At 70.2% G+C, this 5,931-nt stretch carries 4 protein-coding genes and 3 pseudogenes; 6 read left to right on the forward strand and 1 reads right to left on the reverse strand.

Annotation, left to right across the window (positions count from 1 at the left end):
* Positions 1–148: 148 nt before the first annotated feature.
* On the reverse strand, positions 149–556 hold the full coding sequence (locus ACZ7IB_RS20150; protein ID WP_470914114.1) for a hypothetical protein: 408 nt from the start codon (positions 554–556) through the stop codon (positions 149–151).
* A gap of 792 nt (positions 557–1,348) precedes the next feature.
* Between ACZ7IB_RS20150 and ACZ7IB_RS20155 the strand changes: the two are divergent.
* From ACZ7IB_RS20155 to ACZ7IB_RS20180, 6 genes and pseudogenes are all read left to right on the forward strand, one after another.
* Positions 1,349–3,137, forward strand: a pseudogene (locus ACZ7IB_RS20155) (type IV secretory system conjugative DNA transfer family protein).
* Positions 3,134–3,364 (forward strand): hypothetical protein, encoded by a 231-nt coding sequence (locus tag ACZ7IB_RS20160; protein ID WP_470914117.1) that lies wholly within the window; start codon positions 3,134–3,136, stop codon positions 3,362–3,364. The pseudogene ACZ7IB_RS20155 and the gene ACZ7IB_RS20160 overlap by 4 nt, the downstream one beginning before the upstream one ends.
* A complete protein-coding gene (locus ACZ7IB_RS20165) occupies positions 3,361–4,530 on the forward strand; it encodes a DnaB-like helicase N-terminal domain-containing protein (protein ID WP_470914118.1) in 1,170 nt (389 codons plus the stop codon). Before ACZ7IB_RS20160 ends, ACZ7IB_RS20165 begins: the two co-directional genes overlap by 4 nt.
* 41 nt (positions 4,531–4,571) lie before the next feature.
* Positions 4,572–5,153 carry a hypothetical protein gene (locus ACZ7IB_RS20170; protein WP_470914120.1) on the forward strand — a complete coding sequence of 194 codons (582 nt, stop codon included), beginning with the start codon at positions 4,572–4,574 and terminating at the stop codon, positions 5,151–5,153.
* Between the two features lies 1 nt (position 5,154).
* A pseudogene (locus ACZ7IB_RS20175) lies at positions 5,155–5,328 on the forward strand (DNA cytosine methyltransferase); the annotation flags it as partial.
* 121 nt (positions 5,329–5,449) lie between these two features.
* A pseudogene (locus ACZ7IB_RS20180) lies at positions 5,450–5,860 on the forward strand (DNA cytosine methyltransferase); the annotation flags it as partial.
* Positions 5,861–5,931: the final 71 nt, after the last annotated feature.

Here is a 5,931-nt window from a genome sequence, read left to right on the forward strand (position 1 = left end):
GAGGGGGGGGGGGGGGGGGGGAAAGGACGACCCCCCACCCCCCCCCCCCCCCCCCCCCCCCCCACCCCCCCCCCCCCCGCCCCCCCCCCCCCCCCCCCCCCCCCCCCCGCCCCCCCCCCCCCCTCCCCCCCCCCCCCCCCCGCCCGCTTCAGGACGAATTAGGGAAGAGGAAGAGAGCCCTCCCAGCGAAGCTCCTGCCGTCATCGAGCTTCGTGAATACGAAGTAGTAGGTGCCGTCCACAGGTGCGTTGTAAGTGAATTCCTGCCCCTTCGCACACGTCAGGGTCGCTCCTTGTACTGGCGCGTCTCGTCCTACGCGGGAGCGGACCAGTTCGGCATGGAGCTTCTCAGGCCTGTTGCATTCCTGGATCTTGAGGGTGGTTTTGCCGGCGCCCTGCTGCCATGTCTGAGTTTCGAGACGGTACTTGAAGGAGAACGATACCGGTTTCGCTGAGGCGGCAGCAATACCAGCTTGAGACAGGACCAGAGGCGCGGCAGCCAGCAAAGCACCACAGAGTCGCCCGAAACGCCGCCCGGACTGCACGTTGCGTGACATTTCATACCTCCTATGCGAGGAATGGGATGCCTTCCCCATCCCCAGCTCATTCCACGGGATAACCACCCTTTCGAGCGACTTTCTCATCACTCGTCGCAATAGTCAGAACAGGGCGCCTACTGAACGAGCTCCTCTTCGGCGCTCGCGTCCACTTCGTCTACGAGATCACGATCCTGACGGACCATTAGAAGCCAGGCGTCCACCGGCGGGATCGAGATCGTCGCAACCGTCATCCGCCAGGACGGCTGCTGGGCCCGGTTGCACAACGACGCCTATTTCGCGCGCGTAGCCTGCGCGAACGTCGCCTTCGACCACGGCCCCAACGCCCCAACGCCCCAAGGTGAGCGGCGACATCTATCAGCGATCTTCGGCCAGGCCAAATCATGGGTTCTGCGGATCCTCTCCCCTTGACGGCCCGATCACCCGGGCCCTATGCCACTCCCCTTCGAGGTAGACGCCGTGATCGCCCACCTGCAGCGCGCCAGCAACACCGCCGGCCTGCACTCCTACCTGTACAGGCCGGACAAACTCGGTAACCACACCAGTCCCCGGCTGATCGTGGGCGAGGGCCGCGGAGCCGCGATCCAACTGCCCGCCGAGCCTGGGCTCGCTGCCCTACTTGGCCCACACGCTCGACGCACCGTTGATCGCATCGGGCCGACGCACCCGATAGCCCCGACCGTCAACTCCCTTCCCGAACAGGATCTGCCTCGATGGCCAGCAGAAGAGCGCTGCGCGCCCCGCCCCGCCCCGCCCCCATCACTCGCCCTGCGCTCACTCCCAGGACTCACCGTGCCCGCACCGCGTACCAGTGCGCCCTCGACCACCACCGGGTCGGACGCGCTCCTCTACCTCCTCTTCGGCCTGATCGGCGTCGCGCTCGCCTTCTGTTCGCTGGCCTGGCTGACCGGCAACCTCAGCAACTCCCTCGTCGGTGCCGGGCCCTGGGCCGCGTACACGGCCACCGACGCGCTACTGCACCCCGATGTGCTGTGGCCGCGCCTGAGCCCCACCGCCCTGCTCGTCGGCGCGCGGATCATCCCCGGCCTGCTGACCGTCTGCCTCGCCGTCCTCGGCCTGGTGGTGTGGATGCGGCTGCGCGGCGGCGCGAAGAACGGTCTCGCCCGGAAGGCCGATCTCGCCCCGCTGCTGGACAAGGAGATCACCGCCAAGGCCCGGGACCTGCGGCCGTCCCTGAGCGGCCGGGAGTGTAAAAGAGGTCGCTCCTGCTGACCGTGGCATCCGGCTCGGCGCTCTTTCCCCGGGGCGTTCCGATGTCCGTGCGTCCTGGGAGGACGTGATCGTCGCGATCATGGCCCCGCGCTCCGGCAAGACCTCCGGGCTGGCGATCCCCGCGATTCTCGCGGCTCCCGGTCCGGTGCTGCTGACGTCGAACAAGGCGGCGAACGATGCCTTCACCGCGACGGTGGACGCTCGCGCCGAGGTCGGCACGATCTGGACCCTGGACCCGCAGCAGATCGCCCACCATCCGCGCGAGATGTGGTGGGACATCCTGGCCGACGCCCGCGACCTGGCCGGGGCGAAGAGGCTCGCCGGGCACTTCGTCGCCGCCAGCGTGGACGAGTCGAACGGCTCCGACTTCTGGTCCACCGCCGCGTCCAACACGCTCGGCGCACTGTTCCTCGCCGCCGCCGGCCACCGGCGGCCGATCACCGATGTCCTGGCCTGGCTCGCCTCCCCCGCCGACCGGACCCCGGTCGACCTCCTCACCGACGCTGGCCACTACGCGGTCGCCGCCCAGCTCCAGGGCACCGTCTCCGGCGCCACCGAGACCCGCGACGGCATTTACGAGACGGCGCGGCAGTACGCGACCTGCCTGCTCGACCCGTACGTCGCTGCCTGGGTCACCCCCGCCAAGGACCTCCCCAAGTTCAAGCCCTTCGCCTTCGCCACATCCCGCGACACGTTGTATCTCCTCAGTAAGGACGGCGGTGGCAGCGCGTCCGCGATCATCGCCGCGGCGGCCGACGCCGTGATGCGGGCGGCCGTCATCGTTGCCGAGCGCTCCGGCGGACGGCTCGACCCGCCCGCCCTGTGCGTCCTGGACGAGGCCGCCAACGTCTGCAAAATCTCCGACCTCCCGGACCTCTACAGCCACTTGGGCAGTCGTGGTGTCATCCCGATGACGATCCTGCAGTCCTACCGGCAGGGCCAGCGGTGCTGGGGCGAGGCCGGCATGGACGCACTCTGGTCCGCCGCCACCATCAAGATCATCGGATCGGGTATCGATGACGCCGACTTCGCCGACCGCCTCAGTCGGCAGGTCGGCGACCACGACGTGCAGACCACTTCGGTTTCCACCAGCAACGGCAGCAAGTCCACCTCGGTCAGCATGCGCAGCGAGCGGATCCTGCCGCCCGATGCGATCCGCGCCCTGCCCAAGGGCAAGGCGCTGCTCCTGGCCACGGGTATCCGGGTTGCCATGCTCGATCTGCGGCCTTGGTACAAGGAGCCGTCCGCGAAGGTGGTCGGCCCGGCCTCGGACAGTGCGACGAAGGCCATCACCGAGCGGGCCCTCGCGAAAGCCCACGGCCGTGACGGCTTCGGGCTGTCGGCATGAGTGCGCCCACGCCGCGTCCCGGGCGGCTCGAACGTTCGCCGGTCGTTCTGCGCGACGGGCAGTGGTGGCTGGTCAGCGGGGCCGGCTCGATTCTCGCCACCGACCCCGTGTTCACCGGCGTCTTGGACGGCTTCGCCGAGGCGATGGCCGCTGCCGACCAGGCGGTCGCCGATCTCCACGCCCGGCAGGGTGAACCTCCCTCCTCCGACGCCGGGGGGCGACGATGAACCCGCTGCTGCGCGCGGAGCAGGCGGTACTGGGCTCCGTGCTGCTCGACCCGGGCCAGCTCTCGCATCTTGACTGGCTCGCACCGGATCACTTCGACCGGCCGGTCCACCAGGCGCTGTTCGCCGCGCTGCGCAAGCTCCGGGCCGACGGCCACCCCGGACTGGCAGCCGATACATCGGTGCCGCTGTCGTGGGTGACCGATGCGGTCGAGGAGGCCGGCCACCACGTACGGGGGCTGAGCGCGGTTTACGCCCACACCCTGGTCTCTGCCTGCCCGCGTCCCGAACACGCTCCGGCGTACGGCCGCATGGTGCTGGAGGGGGCGATCCATCGCAGCATCACCGCGCACGCGATCCGCCTTCACCAGGCGGCTCGCGCCGACGCCCTGCGGGGCGAGGTCGAAGGAGCCCTGCACCACGCGAACGTTCTGACCGAGGTTCTCAACGATCTCGCACGGCGGTGGGGCACCGAACCGCGCCCGGTCCCGCCCGCTACGCCGCCGGCCACCGCTCCGGCCGCGCCGCCGCCGGTTCGGGCCGGTCAGGTCGCCGAGGACGAACGGTTCCTTCTGGCCGTCCTTGTTGAGCGGCCGAGGGCCATGGACGAGGTGGTGGGCTGGCTGCGGCCGGGCGACTTCGCCGACCCGGCCCACGGGCAGCTCTACCGCTGCCTCGGCGCGCTGCACCACCGGGGCGAGCCCATCGACCGGATCACCCTGCTCTGGGAGGCGCAGCGGCGCGGTCTGCTGGCCGACGGCACGCTGTCCGGCGGGCAGGTCACCGCCATCTGTGACGGTGTGGGTCCTGGCAGCGCCGAGTGGCTCGGTGAGCAGGTGATCCGTTCCTCGGTCACCCGCACCGCCGTCACCTCTGCTCGCACCATTCGGGGCTTGGCGGAGAACGAGTCCCTGTCCCCTGGGCAGCTCATCAATCACGCCCTGCACGCGCTCGGTCCACTCGACGACGTACGTACCCGCTGGCGGACGGCGAACGGCCACTCTCCGCCGTCGCCGGCCCCGGCTTCTTCGTCGAACGGGCCTCCTCCTGCGCGGGTGCACGCCGCTCTCGCTCGCAGCACGCCGTACCCGGTCTCGCCGTCCTCGGCCCGAACCCGCTCTGCGCCTGGCCCTGCTGCCGTGCGATCTCCCTCGCGCGGCCACAGCTGAAAGCCCCCGTCCTCTGTTCGTCCTCTCCCTTGGGATCCATCGTGAACAACACCCCCAGCTCTGACATCTCTGCCCTGAGTGCCACGGCCTCGGCCTTCGACGCCCAGCGCGGCAAGCTCCCGGTCCCTGGGAACTACCGCCGCTTGCCCGGCATCGTCGCCGTCGCCAGGCAGATATCCGAACTCGGCGAGCTGATCACCGACCTGGGCAATGAGGTCTTCCTCCGTGCTGCGGCCCAGGACCACGAAGTCCACACGGCCCGGGTCATCGCGGGCTTCGCTGCCGCTGCGCGACCTGCCGGCGAGGCGGCATCCGCCCTCGGGGAGACGGCTCACCAGCTCGCCTTCCTGAACCAGACCGAGCATCTCCGTAACCGGCCCGACGCCCAGGAGGCCCGGGAGGCAGCAGTGCGGGTGATGGAAGACGCTCTCGGTTCGGCGGACACGGCCCTGCGCGAAGCCGCCGCCTCCCTTCACGCCTCATCGGCGACGGTTTCGCCTCCGTCCGTACGGCTCCGAGCCGCCCGCAGCCGGTCCACGACCACAACTCCCGCTCCCCGACCCGCACCTCCCGCTGCCACGCCGGCAGCGGCTGCACCGGGCCGGATCGTGCGGGGGCGGTGACATGCGGACCACCAGCGTGCGCCCGCCGTTGATCGGCTCGCTCTGCTCCGGGTACGGCGGGCTGGACCTCGGGGTGCAGTCCGTGCTTGGCGGCAGCCTGGCCTGGCATGCGGAGGTCGATCCGGGCGCCTCGCGCATCCTGGCCCGGCACTGGCCCGGGGTGCCCAACCTGGGCGACATCACGGCCATCGACTGGTCCGCCGTCCCGCCGGTGTGCGTCCTGACGGCGGGCTTCCCCTGTCAAAGACGTCTCGGTCGCCGGCCGACGGGCCGGACTCAACTCCCAGACCCGCTCCGGGCTGTGGCTGCACGTCGCCCGTGCGGTCGAGGCCCTCCGACCCTGCCTGGTTGTGATCGAGAATGTGCGCGGCCTCCTCACCTCACCCGCCGGTTCCCCTGGCGACGTGGAATTCTGCCCGTGGTGTCTGGGAGACACCCCAGGCCAGCCTCCTCTGCGAGCACTCGGTGCCGTACTCGGATCCCTGGCCGACCTCCGGTACGACGCGAGGTGGCTCGTGCTTCGCGCCTCCGACATCGGGGCCCCGCACCGCCGCGAGCGGACCTTCCTCGCCGCCTGGCCCGCCGAACCCCCTGCTCAAGACGCCGACCAGCAACATCGGCAGGAACGGCGGCTCGCAACACCCCGCCAAGAGGAAGAGCGGGGGCCACGGCCCGAACCTGGCCGACGAGACACCTCACGGAGCTAAGTTGTCAAGCAGCTTCGAGAAGTTGTGTGGGGAAGGCGAGGTTCTCGTCGAACAGGATGTGCTTTTGGAGG

The organism is Streptomyces sp. NPDC037301, from assembly GCF_055602785.1.